This window comes from Vallitalea okinawensis, from assembly GCF_002964605.1.
Classification (GTDB): Bacteria; Bacillota; Clostridia; order Lachnospirales; family PQDH01; genus Vallitalea_A; species Vallitalea_A okinawensis.
Genome location: NZ_KZ672986.1, coordinates 2,043 through 20,042, shown reverse-complemented (window position 1 = coordinate 20,042; position 18,000 = coordinate 2,043). Strand labels below are relative to the sequence as shown.

General features: G+C 33.8%; 16 protein-coding genes. All 16 read right to left on the bottom strand.

The features are described from left to right. Positions 1-46: 46 nt before the first annotated feature. The 16 genes from C1Y58_RS00140 to C1Y58_RS00065 all read right to left on the bottom strand — a co-directional run bounded on the left by C1Y58_RS00140 (position 47) and on the right by C1Y58_RS00065 (position 17,736). Positions 47-1,426: a DUF4489 domain-containing protein gene (locus tag C1Y58_RS00140; RefSeq protein ID WP_105613965.1), complete on the bottom strand. Its 1,380-nt coding sequence runs from the start codon at positions 1,424-1,426 to the stop codon at positions 47-49. A gap of 262 nt (positions 1,427-1,688) precedes the next feature. Further along, complete coding sequence (locus C1Y58_RS00135) at positions 1,689-2,405, bottom strand: DUF4489 domain-containing protein (RefSeq protein WP_105613964.1); 717 nt, start codon at positions 2,403-2,405, stop codon at positions 1,689-1,691. Between the two features lie 84 nt (positions 2,406-2,489). Further along, the gene (locus C1Y58_RS00130; RefSeq protein ID WP_105613963.1) at positions 2,490-3,203 is read right to left on the bottom strand and encodes a DUF4489 domain-containing protein; all 714 of its coding nucleotides are present in this window, start codon (positions 3,201-3,203) and stop codon (positions 2,490-2,492) included. A 394-nt stretch (positions 3,204-3,597) separates the two neighbouring features. Further along, complete coding sequence (locus C1Y58_RS00125; protein ID WP_105613962.1) at positions 3,598-4,971, bottom strand: DUF4489 domain-containing protein; 1,374 nt, start codon at positions 4,969-4,971, stop codon at positions 3,598-3,600. A gap of 72 nt (positions 4,972-5,043) precedes the next feature. Next, positions 5,044-6,384: a DUF4489 domain-containing protein gene (locus tag C1Y58_RS00120; protein ID WP_105613961.1), complete on the bottom strand. Its 1,341-nt coding sequence runs from the start codon at positions 6,382-6,384 to the stop codon at positions 5,044-5,046. Positions 6,385-6,427: 43 nt separating this feature from the next. Next, complete coding sequence (locus tag C1Y58_RS00115; RefSeq protein ID WP_105613960.1) at positions 6,428-6,907, bottom strand: DUF4489 domain-containing protein; 480 nt, start codon at positions 6,905-6,907, stop codon at positions 6,428-6,430. A 53-nt stretch (positions 6,908-6,960) separates the two neighbouring features. Next, complete coding sequence (locus C1Y58_RS00110) at positions 6,961-7,458, bottom strand: DUF4489 domain-containing protein (RefSeq protein WP_105613959.1); 498 nt, start codon at positions 7,456-7,458, stop codon at positions 6,961-6,963. 40 nt (positions 7,459-7,498) lie between these two features. After that, positions 7,499-7,975 carry a DUF4489 domain-containing protein gene (locus C1Y58_RS00105; RefSeq protein WP_105613958.1) on the bottom strand — a complete coding sequence of 159 codons (477 nt, stop codon included), beginning with the start codon at positions 7,973-7,975 and terminating at the stop codon, positions 7,499-7,501. Positions 7,976-8,171: 196 nt separating this feature from the next. Beyond that, positions 8,172-8,357 (bottom strand): hypothetical protein, encoded by a 186-nt coding sequence (locus tag C1Y58_RS00100; protein ID WP_105613957.1) that lies wholly within the window; start codon positions 8,355-8,357, stop codon positions 8,172-8,174. Positions 8,358-8,478: 121 nt separating this feature from the next. Next, on the bottom strand, positions 8,479-9,507 hold the full coding sequence (locus tag C1Y58_RS00095; RefSeq protein WP_105613956.1) for a galactose ABC transporter substrate-binding protein: 1,029 nt from the start codon (positions 9,505-9,507) through the stop codon (positions 8,479-8,481). Between the two features lie 36 nt (positions 9,508-9,543). Continuing rightward, a complete protein-coding gene (mglC, locus tag C1Y58_RS00090) occupies positions 9,544-10,566 on the bottom strand; it encodes a galactose/methyl galactoside ABC transporter permease MglC (RefSeq protein WP_242985296.1) in 1,023 nt (340 codons plus the stop codon). Between the two features lie 12 nt (positions 10,567-10,578). Next, positions 10,579-12,075, bottom strand: coding sequence for a galactose/methyl galactoside ABC transporter ATP-binding protein MglA (gene mglA, locus C1Y58_RS00085; protein WP_105613955.1), 1,497 nt, complete (start codon positions 12,073-12,075; stop codon positions 10,579-10,581). 108 nt (positions 12,076-12,183) lie between these two features. Next, positions 12,184-13,218 carry a galactose/glucose ABC transporter substrate-binding protein MglB gene (gene mglB, locus C1Y58_RS00080; protein WP_105613954.1) on the bottom strand — a complete coding sequence of 345 codons (1,035 nt, stop codon included), beginning with the start codon at positions 13,216-13,218 and terminating at the stop codon, positions 12,184-12,186. A gap of 166 nt (positions 13,219-13,384) precedes the next feature. Further along, positions 13,385-14,344 carry a substrate-binding domain-containing protein gene (locus tag C1Y58_RS00075; RefSeq protein WP_105613953.1) on the bottom strand — a complete coding sequence of 320 codons (960 nt, stop codon included), beginning with the start codon at positions 14,342-14,344 and terminating at the stop codon, positions 13,385-13,387. Next, positions 14,341-16,113 carry a sensor histidine kinase gene (locus tag C1Y58_RS00070; RefSeq protein WP_105613952.1) on the bottom strand — a complete coding sequence of 591 codons (1,773 nt, stop codon included), beginning with the start codon at positions 16,111-16,113 and terminating at the stop codon, positions 14,341-14,343. Before C1Y58_RS00070 ends, C1Y58_RS00075 begins: the two co-directional genes overlap by 4 nt. 9 nt (positions 16,114-16,122) lie before the next feature. Continuing rightward, positions 16,123-17,736: a response regulator gene (locus C1Y58_RS00065; protein ID WP_105613951.1), complete on the bottom strand. Its 1,614-nt coding sequence runs from the start codon at positions 17,734-17,736 to the stop codon at positions 16,123-16,125. Positions 17,737-18,000: the final 264 nt, after the last annotated feature.

Below are 18,000 nucleotides of genomic sequence, written 5' to 3'. Positions count from 1 at the left end.
ATATACCTCCATTCTTTTATATTTATTGATTATTTTTATACTCACTTCAAGATGATTGAGCCAATGCAGCCATTCTACCATTACTTACAGTGGCAGTTATTAACCCGTCTGTTAGTTCAATGGGTGTAACCTCTACAAAATAATCACAGCATCCTACACAAGTCTTACAATCACAATAGGTGAAGTCAAAAACACCGGTTGATCGATCTATAATACGAAAGTCTATCCACCCAACTATCCAAACACCTATGGACATGGGTTCTCTATTGTCACAAACCCTAAATAGTTCATACCGTAATTGAGCTCTTCCTTGATCCACAAGCTGTTGGAAGCTTAAAATACTTGAAAACTCAATGTTCACAATCGGCTTACATAGACAAGTTGTATCGATAGTTGTATGAGCCAATTGAAAAGCAGAATCACTTGATGATGTGAATACTTTACTACCAGTTCCTGAACCACATTCCATTAACGTTTTCTTACCTTTATTCTCAATACTTTTGCCATAGACTCTGACATCACTATCTGATAATTGAGCTATAGCTACTAGATTTGCATGATCGACTGTCACACCTAAATAAATGGCTGGAGCCCCTACAATTAACTCAATAGCTCTTACTGTAACAAAATATTCACAGCAACCCGTACAAGGTATATCATCGCAAAAGACAAATGTAAAGGTATTATCTATGGCCGATGGTACAGCAGTATTTTTCCTTTCAAAAGTCCAAATCCCTCGAGATAGAGCTTCTTTGTCATCACAGACTCTAAATAATTCAAACTCCAGTCGAACATCTTGTACTCTAAAAGCACTTTCTATAACACTGGAAAACTCTATTAAAATCTTAGGTCCTGTTAAACATGAGGTATCAATTGCAACATGTGCTACATTAACAGGCGGTTGTGACACCGTTGCTTGTCTAAAAATTGCACTGCCATTCTCTTGTCCACATACCAAAAGGATATCTTTTGCTTTTGGTAGTCTTCGCTCTACATTTAAAGTATTAGAAAGTGCCGCTATTCTACCATTACTCACCGTTGTAGTAGCTCCTGTAATTTCAAGAGGTGTTACTCTAACAAAATACTCACAACATTGTGAACAGTTGATAGACTCACAAAAAATAAAACTAAAGGACTCTTCTTGGCTCTCAAATACAACAGGTGCAGACCCAACCTCCTCAAACATCCAAGTTCCAATAGATACGGGGTCCTCATTACCACATACTCTCAATAACTCATACTGCAAACGTACAGTTGCACCACTGACGAATGCCTCCATAAGAACTAAACTAGAAAATTTAATTAATACATCTTGTCCATTTATATAGCTTGTATCTAGATTGACATGTGTTAATTGAAAGGGCATATCTTTAGCTGATATAAAAGTTCTACTACCAGTTCCTTCACCACACTCTAGTAATATCATTCAAAGTCCTCCTTTCGATTAATATTGTAGTATATAAATAAATTAGAGATAATTTGTCTAAATCTTGCAGATTAACTATTGTTGGATAAGGATTGGGGTATAATTTCTCTATTTTATACTATATAATATGTTTTTAGTTTGAATCCGTGCTATTCTCGCACTAAATGAATCTGAAGTAACAGAAAGAATATTTTCCTCAAAAAAAGACCGCCAACTTTGTTGACAGTCTAAACTAATTAATGCTTTGACAATTGTGATTAAATTAGCATTCTTGAATTTTAACAACAAGTTGTCCCATGGCTACTGTTGCATTTGCATTACTAAGTGTTGTAACAGAGTTTGTACTTACTAATTGAGCAGTTACTCTTACAAAGTAATCAATGCATCCTTGGCAAGGCGATGAGCAGATGCACTTATTAAAACTAAATGTATCACAAGTTTGTAAGTCCTGTGCTTCAGTAGTAATAGTTTCACCTGTTGAAGTTACTAATGTAATAGAACCTCCTGATAAGAATCTTCTGAATGTCCAACTACCTATGGTTATTTCGCTTCCACCATTACGTCTGCAAACTAATTCATAGAGAAGAACTACTTCAGCATCTTGTTGAATTACATCAATCGTTGTTGAATCTAATCCTGCCGTTGGGTTCAATTCTGAGCAGACTTGGCTTGAAAAGTAAATGTCTGTTACAGGTTTGCTGAAGCATGATGTATCAACAGTTACATAAGCAGCAGTAAATATTTGTCCAGTTGAATTAAACTGCATCATACCACCTGGAGTACCGCATTCTACTAATATTTTCTTTGGACATGGACTCATTGTTTTACAAACAACGCAATCTCTTTCTTTGCCGCACCCACAAGTACATTTACATTCATGCTCTCTCCAGTCATAATCTCTGCCATGACCTTTTTTATCATAGTCATAACCTTTTTTTGAGTCATAATCTTTATCGCAGCTACAAGATCTTTTTGACACTATTCATTTCCTCCTTTATAAAAAAAAGACCGCCAACTTCGTTGACAGTCTAGATATAATTAATGCTTTGTCAATGTGATTGAATTAGCACTCTTGAATTTTTGCAACAAGTTGTCCCATAGAGACTGTTGCATTTGCGTTAGCAAGTGTTGTAACAGAGTTTGTACTTACTAATTGAGCAGTTACTCTTACAAAGTAATCAATGCATCCTTGGCAAGGTGATGAGCAGATACACTTGTTAAAAGTAAATGTATCAGAAGTTTGTAAGTCCTGTGCATTATTTGATGTAATATCAAGTGCTGGTGCTACTAATGAACCACCTGATAAAAATCTTCTGAAAGTCCAGCTTCCTATGGTTATTTCACTTCCACCATTACGTCTGCAAACTAATTCATAGAGAAGAACTACTTCAGCATCTTGTTGAACTACATCATTAAGTACTGAATCTAATCCTGCTGTTGGATCTAATTCTGCACTAACTTGACTTGAAAAGTAAATATCTGTTACAGGTTTGCAGAAGCATGATGTATCAACAGTTACATTAGCAGCTGTATAGGTTTGTCCAGTAGCATTAAACTGCATCATACCACCTGGAGTACCGCATTCAACTAATATTTTCTTTGGACATGGACTCATAGGTTTGCAAACAGCACACTCTCTTTCTTTACCGCAGCCACAAGTGCATTTGCATTCACGCTCTCTCCAGTCATAATCTTTTCTGTCACAGCCTTTTCTTTCATAGTCATAATCTTTTTTCTCTACATAATCTTTATCACAGCTACAAGATCTTTTTGACATTATTCATTTCCTCCTTTATGGAAAATTATTAAGTATAGGCAGATTTCATAAAAATACTTATCATACAACTGTAGTTCTTAGACTACAAGCTTGTACGATAATTTATACTTAACTATGGTATTCAAATTCTTATAATACTAAGCTGTTTATAAGGATTTTAATACTTTTCTATCTTTTTAATATATATTATGCTACCCCTTCGTACTATGTGAAAAATAAAAGAAAGTTTTATCAATTTAGTATGTATATTCTACTGCTTTCTTCTTTTGTTCCTTCATTATAATATTTTAATCTATCTTTTAGCGGTGTCATCTATATTTCTATTTCTTTAGATTTACCTCTACCCTAAAAAGAAATATATTTTGATAAGCTAACCCTTTATTTACTATATACTTTAATAAACATGATCTCCCACCAAAGCACTTATTTGAACGTTATCAATCATTAAGTTAGCTGTCAATAAATTCTCAATAGATACTTGTACAAAATATTCACAACATCCTGAACAATCAGCATCATCACAAAAGTTAAACTCATAGGCATCAATCCATCTGGTGTTTTCAAAAGCATTATCAATTCTTTTTGCTTCAAATGCCCAATTGTTGAGTAGTACAGGTTTTCCGTTATCACAAACTCTAAAGAGTTCAAATTTTAATCGTCCTTGCGCATCATCCTCTGTAGCTAGATAACTAACTATACTTGAAAATTCAATGCTTACTACAGGTTTATAGAGATTATTTGTATCAATCTTTACTCTCCCAACGGGTATGGGAGGTATATCAAGGTTAACAAAGTTTGCATTCATACTTTGGCCACAAGCCAGTAAGGTTGATTCTTCTGTCTTTTCTGATTCCCCCACCAATGCAGCAATATGAACATCTGTTATCGATATGGTATTGATTTCATCTAAGCCCCCTACAGATACTTCCACAAAGTAGTCACAGCATTCAGCATTACTTAAGCGTTCGCAAAAAATAAAGTTATAAGAAGTAGATAGTCTTATATCCAAAAAATCTTCTATTAAAAATACCTCATAAATCCAATTATTGACTAAGACAGGTTCCTCATCACCGCAATCTCTGAACAACATGAAATTAAGTGACGCTTTTGCATCATCATCTCCAGCCAATAGATTAACTATACTTGAGAATTCAACCTCTACAACAGGTTTACTCAAGCCTTTGGTGTTAACTGTAACCTGGCCTAGGCTAGCTGAAGAAGGTGTTGGAATTATAGGTTGGGTTTGATTATTACCGTTAAATGAAGCACTTGTACCTTCACCACAAAATAATAATGTATCATGAGTTATAGCTTGAATTTGGACGTTATCAATGGATACTGTAGCATTAACAATATTATCAGCGGATACTGAAACAAAATACTCACATACCTTGGAATAATTTAAGTAATCACAATATATAAAAGAAAAAGATTTGGTTAATCCTATTATTTCAAATGCGTTTTCTATCAGTGAAGCTTCATATGTCCATGTGTCTAATAGTAAAGCCTCCCCCTGATCACATACCCTAAATAAGTTGAATGTTAAAAGAGTTTGCGAATCATCATCTGTACTTGTAAGGTTAACAACACTTGAAAATTTAATTTTGACCTGTGCCTTACATCCTTCTCTTCCATTGACTGTTACTAAACCTACAGTTGCTGGTGTTGTATCTGGTATTGAAAACTGTGCACTACCGCCTTGTCCACAGAATATTTGTAGAGGTTGATGGATTGATTTATCTTTCATAACTCTATTTTGATCAATCATATGATATTCCTCCTTTCAATAAGTTTACTTCACTATTGGGCTCCTGTATTTATATACAGTAACATCTTTTGTCTACGCCCCGGCCAATGCTGTGATATGGACATTGTCAACTAGAATAATAGCAGTTACTAAGTTTTCTATGGATACCTCAACAAAATAGTCACAACAGCCAATACATCCTGGATCATCACAGAAATTGAAATCGAAAGTGTCTATAAATTTTGTATCCTCTTGAACATCATCAATTCTTTTTAATTCAAAATTCCAATTATTTAATAGAATAGCTTCTCCTTTATCACAAACTCTAAAAAGTGTAAATCTTAATCGCCCCTGTGCAGCACCTTGTGAAGCTAAATAACTAACGACACTTGAGAATTCAATACTTACTTTCGGTTTACACAATGCATTTGTATCAATCTGAACATGACCTACATTTATTGCAGGGACATCTGTGTTAACAAAGGCAGCACTTCGACCTTGCCCACACTCTAATTGAGATATTTTATTTATTTTTTTTGATTCGCTAACTAATGCTGCTATATGAACGTCTGTAATCGATAAACTATCAATAAATTGTAGTCCACCTACAGATACCTTTATAAAATAATCACAACAATCTAGACCACTTAGGCATTCACAAAATGAAAAACTATAAGCAGTAGATAACCTTATATTACCAAATCCCTGGTCATTGATTGTGTAAACTTCGTACAGCCAGTTATTTACTAATACTGGTTCTATATCATCACATGCTCTAAACAGCTGAAAGTTTAAAGATGCTTTCTCATCACCATCTGTGGCTACTAAGTTAATAATACTTGAAAATTCAAATTCTACTACTGGTTTACGTAAACCACTTGTATTGACCATCACTTGACCTAATTCAGCTAGAGAAGGATCAGGAATTAATGGCTGACCTGTGGTATTACCTTGAAAAAAAGCACTCATACCTTCTCCACAGGATATTAAGGTTGGATGGGCTATGGCTTGTATTTGAACATTATCAATGGATACACTGGCTCGTACAATGTTATCCACTGATACTTCTACAAAATATTCACAAAGTCTTGAGCTGTTTATACGATCACAATAATTGAATGTAAAAGATTTCGTCAGCTCAATAACTTCAAAAACATCATCTATAAAAAATATCTCATATTGCCAATTGTCTAATTCAATGGGTTCCTCATTTTCACATGTTCTAAACAATCTAAATGTTAATATAACTTCCGGCTCATCATCAGTACTTGTTAAGCTAATAATACTCGAGAACTTAATCTTAACTAAAGATCTACACAATTTAATACCATCAACTGTAACATGACCAATATTAGCTGGAGTAGCATCATTAGTTGAGAATTGCGCACTACCACCTTGCCCACAGAATATCTGAAATGGTTGATTTGCTATCATAGACTACATTCCTCCTTTTCTTTTTTTAATCACTCTGAGGTGTTTATTGCACTAATGCTGTCATGTGAACATTATTGACTACTATATTGGCTGTAAGCAAGTTCTCTAGTGATATTTCAACAAAATACTCGCAACATTCCGAACAAGATGAGACATCACAGAAGTTAAAACTAAATGTTTTAATGAATCTTGTTCCTTCAAAAGCATCTTCAATCCTAAATACTTCATAGGTCCAATTATTTAATAACTCCGGTGGTTTTTCATTACAAGCTTTAAATAACCCAAAGGTTAATCTTGCCTCTGCTCCATCTGCATTTGGAGCTAGACCATCTTCTGTTGCCAAAAAACTAACGATACTAGAAAACGCTAGACTAACTGTTGGTCGATTAATATTAGTAGCATCAACAAAAACCCTTCCTATAATTACTGAAGGATCATCAGGGTTTACAAAGGCTCCATTTCCGCCCTGACCGCAAAATAGCAGAGTAGGTTGACTACTAGCCTTTTTTATCAAATTTGACATTATTGTTATCCTCCTTTTTCAATTTTTAATTTATTCATGTTAGTAGTACCCACTCAACCTGCTAAAGCTGTAATATGGACATTGTTGATTTGTACACTTGATTGTTGTAACCCTCCTACAAAAGCTTCTACAAAATATTCACAGCAATCTCCATCATTTAAACATTCACAAAAATTAAAAGCAAAAGAAGTGGACAATCTTTCCCTAATAGTTGTATTCTCTAATTCGAAGACTTCATAGGACCAGCTGTTAACGACAACTGGTTCTTCATCATCACAGTTTCTATACAAAAGAAAGCTTAATGATGCTTTTGCATCAGACCCTGCAGCTAAAAAACTAACAATACTTGAGAACTCAATTTCAATCACTGGCTTCATGCGATGCCTTGTATCCACTGTAACTTGTGCTATCCTAGCTGAAGAGGGTATGGGAACTGTAGGTGTGAAAGTGTCAGTACCTGGAAATGATGTACTTACACCTCGCCCGCAGAATAAAGTTACTTCACGGGGATTTTTATGATCATAATCTGATTTCTTAATTGACGTTGACATAAGGTTAATTCCTCCTTTTCAGAAATTCATTTACTACTTACTACTGAGCTATCGCTTGAATTTGTACATCATCTACGGATATAGTAGCATTGACCAAATTGTCTACAGACACCTCAACAAAATACTCGCTTAACCTAAATAAATTTAAGCGGTCACAAAAAATAAATGCAAAGGAAGTGTTGAGTCTTAGTTCCGTGTTGATGTTATTGATTTGGAATGCTTCATATACCCAGCTATTTAATGGCATGGGCACACCATTATCTACACCTCTGAATAATCTAAATGTTAATAAGGCTTGTGGTAAGTTAGCCAAACCTGTTAGATTAACAATACTTGAAAACTTAAATCTAACAAGTGGCTCACATAATTCCCTAGTATCTACTGTCACTGAACCTATATTAACTGGTGGGTCATCTGGACTTGAAAACTCAGCGTTTCCTCCTTGTCCACAAAATAGACATAATGGTTTATTCACAAGTTCTTTCTTACATCTACAGTCTTTTTTATTCGTTAACATGGATTAATTCCTCCTTCTTTAATATTTCTTTCAATACTTACTTTGGCTTGTACAATATAACTTGGCTATTTAGTAACTTTTCTATAGTTACACTCTTTTATACCCATAACAATCTCTACAATATAATATGAGGTTATTGAACTCTTTGTTCTAAAAACACCTCAAACTTACAAAAGTAGAGGTGTTTCGAGATTAATTATAATACTTCATTTTCTAAATCAATGATTCTATCATCTAATTCTTTAATTTTCTTCTCTATTTCTTCTATTTTGTCTATATTTACTCTTCTTCTACGTTTTGACCTATGTGAAGACTTCTTTTTCTTAGATTTCTCCCTCTCAATTGTTTCATTGTTATCGCCATGATGTCTTTTTCTTGACATAATAAACCTCCAGTTCACCACTCATAATGTTTTCTCTATATCATATTCATTAGCAGTAAGAAAGGTACAAGTTATGAATAAAAAGACACCTTAACTCCACATAGAGTAAGGTGTCTCATTGTTAATCTATATTAGGAAGAACTTTTTCGTAGGGTATCCATAAATAAGTTCCGTTAACGATATCAGGTATGTAATCATTGGGATCTTCATTTATTGCTAAATAATAAGCCATGTTCATCACCATCTTACCTTGTTCAGCATTATCATTATTAACTGTACCAATGATCTCTCCTGTTTCCAAGGCTTCAATAGCAGATTCAATGGCATCAACTCCAACAACAGGTATGTTATATGCCACCTCACTTGCTTTCATTGCGTCAATGGCGCCTAGAGCCATGGCATCATTATTACTGAAAATAAATTCTATATCATCCCCAAAGAAATCCAGCCATGTCGCCATCTTATCTTTCGCTTCACTTCTTTGCCAATTTGCTGTATCCCTTACTAGTTCTTCAACTTCTATACCTTGCTCCACTACAGCATTAATAGCATATTTGGTTCTTAGAAGGGCATCTTGATGTCCTGGTTGTCCTTCTAGCATGACATATTGCATAATGCCATCTCCGTTTTTATCAACTTGAGGATTATCCATCCAATAGCTTACGGCAATTTCACCTTGAATAATGCCTGAATCTTCTGCTTTTGCACCTACGTAATAAGTCTTCTCCCATCTTGCCATATCGACTTCAACCGGCTCTCTATTAAAAAATACAATAGGTATATCAGCTTGCTTTGCTTTATCAATCACATTGGCAGCATTACTTCTGTCTACAAGATTGATAGCTAAAGCATCATAGTCCTCCTGAATAAAGTGATCGATTTGATCATCCTGAATATCTTGCTGATTTTTCCCATCCACAATATCAACGATGATTTCCTGTGGATTCATAGCATTGATTTCCTCTGCTTGTTCTATGATGGTTGCTTTCACAGATGAAATAAACTGATCATCGAATCTATAGATTAATATACCTATTTTTATCTCATTTTCAACATAGCTGTCTTGTTGCATAACTTCATCTGCTTTTAAACAGCCTATGTTCATTACCATCAATAGTATCAGTAAAATTGCTACAACATTCTTCCCCATAACTCAACACCTCAAGTTTAAAGGTAGTCATACACCTTATTTCTTACCATATTTTCTTGAGTCAATAGCAACAGCCGTTATGATAATAAGACCTTTAATGATGTATTGCAGATAAGGATTAACCCCTATAAAAGATAATCCATAGGCTATGACTTGAAAAATTAATACCCCTGTCACAATCCCAGATACAGAACCAACACCACCATTAAAGGATAAACCACCTACGATACATGCTGAAATAGCATCTAACTCATACATATTTCCAGTGTTATTTGTTGCACTACCAATCCTTGCCGCCTCTAATGAACCACCTAAGCCATATAATAAGCCTGCAACAGTAAATACAAGAATAGTATATGCTGTTACATTAACCCCAGAAACAAAGGCTGCTTCTTTATTACCACCGATTGCATATATGTTCTTTCCAAACTTAGTCTTGTTCCATAGCACCCAGATAATCACCGTAATGACCACTGCGTAGATAATCAGATACGGTAAGTCGAAACTTCCAATACTAAATGAATCTTGCGCAAATGAAGTAAATTTTGAATCTAATCCTCCGATTGGCTGTGCACCATATGGTGGCCGGTCGTAATAAATAGAATTAACGCCGTATACAATGACCATCATACCTAATGTTGCAATAAAAGGATCTACATTTAATTTTGCAACAACAAACCCATTAATAGAACTAAAAAAGGCACAAACTAGCATGACGATAAGAATGGGTATGATAATGCTCAATTGAGGTAGATCAGGATACATCCGATAAGCATAGTCCGGCGCTTGAAGTAAAGAAGCTGAAATAACGGCTGCTAATCCAACTTGTCTACCTAGTGATAAATCTGTCCCTTTAGCTACGATAATTCCACCAACCCCAAGTGCCATAATAATACGTGTTGAAGCTTGTGTAAGGATATTTTTCAAATTTCTCATGGAAACAAAATCAGGTGATAATATAATTATAACAATTAATAATCCCAAAAGCACGAGATAAATTGCATTATTCATTAAAAATTCCGAAATATTACCTTTTTTTAGTTTGATACTTTCTAACACTTCCGTTCCCCCCTATAAATATTTAGCTGATAATCTCAATATTTCTTCTTGGGTTGTTTCTCTTGTATTAACAATTCCTGCAACGCGCCCATTACTCATTACAAGAATTCTATCTGTAATGCCAAGTAACTCAGGCATCTCTGAAGATACCATAATGATACCTTTATCTCTATTGGCTAGTTCAATCATCAATTGATATATATCAAATTTAGCTCCTACATCTATCCCTCGGGTAGGTTCATCTAAGAGTAGTATTTCTGGTTCAGTTAATAACCATCTACCAAGTATGACTTTCTGCTGATTACCACCAGATAGAGACTTTATTCGTGTTTTTTGAGAAGGTGTTTTAACAGACAGACTTTCTATAACCCATGATGTATCCACTTCCATCTTTTTATCATCTAAGAGCTTATAAATTTTTTGATATTTATCAATATTAGCAATAATAGAATTAAATAAGATATTGGATACACCAAAGATCCCTGTTGCTCGACGTTCTTCAGTAACTAATGCGAACCCATTTTTGATAGCTACTCGGGGATTTTTATTTCTGATTTTTTTCCCATGAAGAAGAACTTCTCCAGTTTTCATATGCCTTGCACCGAATAGTGTTTCAATTAGTTCAGTTCTTCTTGAGCCGACTAGACCCGATACACCTAAAATCTCTCCTTTTCGAAGTTGAAAGGATGCGTCGACAACTGCTGGTTGATAAGTTGCTGTCAAATTTTTAACCTCTAAGATGACCTCGCTAGGTACATTCGTCTTCTCAGGGAAACGATGGGTTAGATCACGACCAACCATTAAATTAATAATTTCATCCGTTGTTACCTCTCTTGCATCTTTCGTGGCTATCCATTTACCATCTCGCATAACGGTGACTTCATCTGAAATCTCTAAGATTTCTTCCATTTTATGTGATATGTAAATAATACCTACACCATCCTCTTTAAGTGCACGAATGATATTAAATAAATGCATTACCTCTTTTTCAGTCAGAGATGAAGTTGGTTCATCCATAACAATTATCTTTGAATTATAAGAAACTGCTTTTGATATTTCAACCATCTGACTTTCAGAAATGGATAGATCTTTGACTTTTTGTCTGGGATCCAAGTTAATATCCAACTTTTTAAAAATATCAAGAGTATCCTTATACATCTTTTCTTCATCTATAAATAAACCCTTCTTTGGAAATCTTCCTAACCAAATATTATCCATTATTCTTGTTTGCCTAACTTGATTAAGTTCTTGATGTACCATTGATACACCATTATCTAATGATTGCTTAGCCGATTCAAATTCTACCTGTTTACCTTCTAAAAATATTTCACCTTCATCTTTATGATAAATACCAAATAAACATTTCATAAGTGTTGACTTCCCTGCACCATTTTCGCCCATTAACGCATGTACAGTACCAGCCTTGACTGTTAGCTTTGCACTATCTAATGCTTTTACACCTGGAAAGGATTTTGAGATACTCCTCATTTCCAATAGACTATTTTCCATATGCAATCCCCCTCCTATAAAGGACTTTAGCATAATACTATGCTGACATAGATAAGCCGAAGATGCATATAACATCTTCGGCATCTTTTATCGACTTACGTATTGTAGTTATTCGCCGTAACAGTCTTTTGCCACTTGAATATTATCGAGTTTAATTGCAACATAAGGTACACGAACTGCTTTTGTATCATCTAACGTCCAATCAGTTCCTTCAAGAGGATCTTTCCCTGCAGCCACATTAAGGGCTAAGTCAACAGTAGCTTTACCTTGGTTTGCAGCATCATTAAGAACTGATCCTACCAATGTACCTTCTTCAATCTTAACTAATGCGTCTGGAATTGCGTCTACACCTACGATTGGCATATACATATCTCCTGTAAAGTAACCTTCACTTTGCAATGAAGAAATAGCACCTAAAGCCATGGCATCATTATTACAGATAACGTATTCTATCGCATCACCATGTTTTGCAATCCATGCATCCATTAGCTCTTTTGCTTTAACAGTGTCCCACATACCTGTTTGAAGTTCTAACTCTTCAACTTCTATTCCTTTTTCCACTACTGTTTGAACAGAGAATGTTGTTCTGGCTTCTGCATCTGGATGCCCTGGTTCACCTTTTAATAGAACATATTGCATTTTACCATCACCATTTTTATCCCACTCAGGATGAGCTTCCCATGATTCTGCGATGAGTTCACCTTGAATAATACCAGATTCTGAAGATGTTGTTCCTACATACCAAGCTTTATCATAACTTGCCATATCTTCAGCACTAGGTTCTTTATTAAAGAATACTACTGGTAAATCTTCTTTCTTAGCTTTAGCAATAATTGTTGAAGCTGCTTGTGGATCAACTAAATTCACAGCTAAAGAGTTGACACCTTTAGAAATCATCATTTCAATCTGCTCATTTTGCTTTGCTTGATCATTTTGAGAATCGTTTAGAACTAACTCTGCTTTGCCCTCTGCATTGGTTTCAATTGCTCTTCTAACAAAAGACATAAAGTTATCATCAAATTTGTAAATTGTAACCCCAACTGATGGTTGACCTCCACCTGCCGATGTGTCAGTACTACTGCACCCTATCATAAGTCCTCCAACTAGTACAACAACGAGAATCAGTGATAATAGTTTTTTCATAATAACCCTCCCTCAATATTCTTAGCATATTCCTATAAATATGCTATATTTGACTTTACAATTTCTTGTAAATATCACTAATTAAATTATATTTATTTCACTTCAATAATGAAATAAATATTCTACGGAGAGTTATCAAAATTCTAATATGTACTTATAAACATTCTTACTTAATTGAAAATATTATTTTTTGCATATCACTATCATACATGTTTTCCGACGAAATAATGACTGTATCAATATACTCCTGATTAGGGATTTCTTGTCCTTTTAATTGATAAATAGTGTTCTTAACTCCGTAGTAGCCAATACTGAAATAGTTCTGGACCACTTGCTTATGAATAACACCATTATCGAGATAGTTAATAATGTGATCTGAATTATCGAATCCTAGAACACATATATCTTCATTCATTTCTTCTACAGCCTTAGCAATACCTATAGTTATCACATCATTCATTCCAATAATAGCGTCAAGACGATCATGCTCTTCAAGTAAAGATCGGGTTATCCTTCCTGCTGAGAACTCATCAGAGAGTGAATTCTCCATGCAAATGATTTCTATCGATGAGTGAATTTCTAAATAATCTAATAGTCCTTTTTCTCTATAGGAAAGATCTCTAGCATTATCTGTAACCACCCCTACGTTTCCTGTATCACCAACAAGCTCTATTAATGCTACTGCCATTCTCTCCCCAGACTTATAATGATTGGTACCAACATAACTCATAGAAACTTTTGGCTTTGTTTCTGATCCCATTATCATGACTAGGATATCATGATCAAAAGTCTTATTGATGATATCTTCAAGTTTTGTAAAATTAATAGGAGCGATAATAACAGCATCTACCTGATTATCAATAGCTGTTTCCATTAGATTAATCTGAGCATTAACATCTTTCTCATAGTCTGGTGCGAAAATTTGAATATTTGCCCCATACTCATTTGCCGCAGCATAAGCTCCTTGATTGATTAACTCCCAATCATATCCATATTTTGATTTTGTGATTATAGTAATTTCCAAGACTTTATCATTGTCTATACTTGATATATTAAGAAAGAGTACATAAGTAGAAAGGAGTAGAACACCTATTGCTATAATCCATTTTTTTCTTCTATTTGTCATATATTATCACCTCTAATAATAGGTAACCAAAGTTTCACCGTCGTACCTTCTTCGAGTTCGCTCTCAATATCAAGACCATATGCTCTTCCAAATCGAAGTTTAATGCGCTCATCAACATTTTTAACCCCAACACCATTCCCTTTTTTCTTAGTAGTTTGATTATCTTTACCTTCCCTAATTTTCTTCAGTTGTTCTTGGCTTATACCTAATCCATTATCTATAACTTCAAATAGAAGAAAATGTTCTACAATCTTTGCGTTTATTTGAATATCACCTTGATCTACCATGTATTCGATACCGTGATAGATAGCATTTTCAATCATAGGCTGAAGTATCAATTTCATTGTCTTTAAGGATTTTACTTCTTCATCAGCTGTAATGTTAAACTCAAATTTATCCTTATATCTAATTTTCTGAATAAGCATATAATTTCTGGCATGCTCAAGCTCCTCAGCAACAGTAATTATATTGGCTCCTTTACTAATACTGATTCGAAAAAACCGTGCAAGAGAAGTAACCAACTCGATTACCTCTTCATTCTGGTCACTTTCAGCCATCCATATAATGGAATCTAGCGTATTGTATAGGAAATGAGGGTTTATCTGAGCTTGTAAAGCATTTAACTCTGTTTGCCGTTTAGCTTCATGCTCACGTTGATTTTCTTCAATAAGTTCCTTGATTTTTTTAACCATCACGTTAAAAGAATCTGCTAATTGCAGTACCTCTCTTTCTCCATTGGTTATTATTACTTGTGTATTGAAGTTACCTTCTTCTACCTTCCTCATATACCTTCCAAGTTTCATAATAGGCTGTGATATCTTACCTGATATATACCATGATAACCAAATGATAATCAGTAAAATAATAGGAATTGTGAAAAGAACCTCTCTCGCTATCCTCGTATTATTACTAGCAATGTCATCAATATATGATACCCCAACGATGTTCCAATCTACAAAACTCAATGTTTTATGAACAATTAAAAATTCTTCTCCCATGCCGTTTTGATTTACCTGCCAGTTCTCATTACTTATATTGATGTTATTAATTTCAAATTCTTCTTTTAATCCAGCAAACACTAGTGCTTGCTGTGGATGATAAATGATCTCATCATGACTGTTCCTGATGTAGACATAGCCTCTTCCTCCCAAATTAAGGTTGCTACATATATTATGGATGGTTTGAATACCCATATCCACGACAAGTACAGCCTTTTCTTTCCTACCTTTATTCTGAATTTCGATGGGTTTTGAAATAGTAATGACCCAAGGATGTTGATCAACAAAAACATTCTGAACATGAGGTTCTGATATCGAATACATGATTTCTTGCTGAGAGATTTTATTGAACCACACTTCATTTTTAACATCATAACCTGCTTTTAAATTATGACCTGGAACACTGGTCAATCTATTACCACTTAAATCAAAAATTGTTATGGATGCTAGATTATTTCTTGTACTATAAAACATATGTAATTCTGAGGATAGTTTGAAATCCACATTATTGTCATTTTGGATTATTAAATTATGTATATCACTTGTTGTCTTTATTCCCTGCTCCAAATAATCTTCTATGTTAATTTTTAGTTGATCCATGATTTGATCATATGCTACACGTGAGCTTTCAACTAGCGTGTTAGAAAACTTCGTATACATGGATATCCCCGTATATAGCATGGGTAGAATTGAAACGATGATACAAGCAATTGCAATAACAAATTGGATGCTATTAAAGCGAAAGTAATTGCTCTTTATAATCTTTTTCATATAAATCCCCTACTTGTATTGTTTTTTATACTGCGATGGAGAAATTCCCATTCTCTTTTTAAAGCAAAAGGAAAAATAATTAGGTGAGGCAAATCCTACCTCAAGGGCAATTTCAAAGGTCTTCATATCCGTCGTTAAGAGTAATTCTTTACCTGCCTCTAACCGAATATCTAGTAGATAGTTCATAAAAGCTTCACCTGTTTCTTTTTTGAAAATTGTGCTAAAGTAATTAGGACTATAATGAAGATATTCACTTATTTTTTCTATGTTCAATTCCATATCATTATAATGAGCTATGACATATTCCTTTGCTTTGGATACCATCCTTGTAGTACTTTGAACTCTTCCCAGCATATTATGTTCAATAATCTTCTCTCCAACTTGATCTAATTCATTTTTGATATCTTCTAAATGGTTGTTTTCACTTAATATACTGAAGATATTCATATTTTTTCTTGTCAGTTCTGACATTTCAATATTAATTTCTTTTGCAGTTTTAATCATGATGGTGACTGATTCTAATAGATATATCTGATATTCATTAATAGGCGCATTGCACCTTGTAATTTCATTAAACATTTGATCTGTGTATAGGAAAAATTCTTCTTTCGTACCTGCTTTGAGAATTCTAACAAGACGCTTTTGATCGATTTCATTTAATTGAAGTCTTTTATTTATATGATCTTCTAAATCATTGATGTATATAACTTGATTATTACCTACAACCATTTTGTAGTCATGTGCATTGAATGCACTCTTTAGTGAATGATGAAGATCTAAAACATTTTTGCAGACATGTCCAACACCAATAGTAATTGTAAACTGTAAATATTTCTCTACACCTTGTCTAATTTCTTCTAACTTTGGTATATAATCTTGAATAAATTCTATTTCACTTTTCTTATTGGATTTTGCAATAATGATGACTTGATTATTTTCTAAGAAATAAGGTCCTATCTGAGCTTTTTCATCTATTTCTTTAACCATATGTAATAAAGCAACTTTCTTTAATTCTGACTTTTTTAAATCTATAGTCTTTCTCTCTTTATAGTAGTGATCTATCTTAATAACGGCTACTAAGTACAATTCCCCTTTTAAATCTACATCATAATAATCTAACCATCGGTTAATTTCTTCATAATTATACTCTCCATTGACTACAGCCTTTAGGAATATATTTTTCATGACAGGATAGCTTTTTTCATAATGATCTTTCAAATGGTCTAAATCTCTTCTTTCTTTTATTTCATTATCAATCTTCTCTTTCATCTGTTGAAGTACTTTTATTAATTCTTTAGATGAAATAGGTTTTAAAATATAATCAGAAATTTTAAGATCTATCCCTTTTTTAGCATACTCAAATTCATCAAAACCAGTCAAAACAATGATTTTTGTAAAAGGATACTTTTCTAAAATAAGCTCCGAAAGCTCTAACCCGTCCATATAGGGCATCTTAATATCTGTAATAACAACATCCGGCTTATGTTGTTCAAACATATCATAAGCCTCTTTACCATTTTCAGCCTCACAAATAATTTCAAAGCCATATTGATTCCAATCTATTTTATTAATGACACTCTTTCGAACTGTATACTCATCATCCACTAACATTAACTTATACATACACTTTCCCCTTTTATATCATAGAAATAATATAGATAACATTTAGTATATTCTAACAATTTTTTTTTAGTATTTCAAATCAAATAGGTAAATAAACCTTACTTATATTCATCTTATAAACTAAAACCTCTCATGCATAGTTGATATAACCAATGATAGTCTATTATTGCTTGTTTTAGATACATTAGCTTTAGCTAAAGAAAGAACGTCAAAAAGCTCTCTATACTTATTTGTATAGAGAGCTTTATTAACCTCTTTATGATC